Here is an 826-nt window from a genome sequence, read left to right on the forward strand (position 1 = left end):
GCGCTGCTCAACGCCGAGCAGGAGGTCGAGCTCGCGATGCGCATCGAGGCCGGCCTGTTCGCCGAGGACAAGCTGCAGCACTCGACCGGGCTGTCGAAGCCGGAAGAGCGCGAGCTGCGCTGGGTGGCCCGTGACGGTCAGCGTGCGAAGTCGCACCTGCTCGGCGCGAACCTCCGTCTGGTCGTCTCGCTCGCCAAGCGCTACACCGGTCGCGGCATGCAGTTCCTCGACCTCATCCAGGAAGGCAACCTGGGCCTGATCCGTGCGGTCGAGAAGAGCTTCGGCTTCGGTGCCGGTGGGTCGCACCTGCCGCAGCCGGCCTGGTTCGGCGAGGTGTCGGTCGAGGCGGAGGACGCCGACCCGGACTCGACGCTGCACCTCTACCGGAAGGCGCTCGGCCTGCGTGGGCAGCTGCAGTCCGAGGAGCACCTCGAGTGGCTCGAGACCGGCCGCGACGACGTCCTCGCGTTCCGTCGCCCGAACGGGTGGACGAGCGTGACGGTGTTCGGCGACGAGCCCTACGACCTCCCTGCCGGCGAGCTGCTGCTCGCCTCCGCGCCGGTGGCAGACGGCGCACTGTCGGGTGTGGGGACGGCCTGGTTGCGTTCCTGACGGAACCAGGTGACGGACGGGAGGCGCGGTGCGGTCAGGCACCGCGCCTCCAGTCCGTCAGGCGGTCGCGTCAGCGTTCGTCGTCCGGCGGCCCGGCGATCTCCCGCAGTGCCGCGAGGTGTGCGCGCCAGGCCGCCCGGCCCGGGCGCGTGAGGGTCAGCGACGTGCGCGGCGTCTTCCCCACGAAGCCCTTCGACACCGCGACGAGCCGGCG

At 72.0% G+C, this 826-nt stretch carries 2 protein-coding genes; one reads left to right on the plus strand and one right to left on the minus strand.

Going from position 1 to position 826, the window contains the following annotated elements:
- The coding region (locus I5E_RS26480) for a sigma factor (protein ID WP_031262597.1) at window positions 1–612 on the plus strand (612 nt) is incomplete at its 5' end.
- Window positions 613–682: 70 nt separating this feature from the next.
- Here I5E_RS26480 and I5E_RS23675 read toward each other — a convergent pair.
- Window positions 683–811, minus strand: a complete 129-nt coding sequence (locus I5E_RS23675; protein ID WP_083857963.1) for a transcriptional regulator — start codon at window positions 809–811, stop codon at window positions 683–685.
- Between the last annotated feature and the right edge of the window lie 15 nt (window positions 812–826).

It is taken from the genome of Curtobacterium sp. B18 (assembly GCF_000333375.1).
Taxonomy (GTDB): domain Bacteria; phylum Actinomycetota; class Actinomycetes; order Actinomycetales; family Microbacteriaceae; genus Curtobacterium.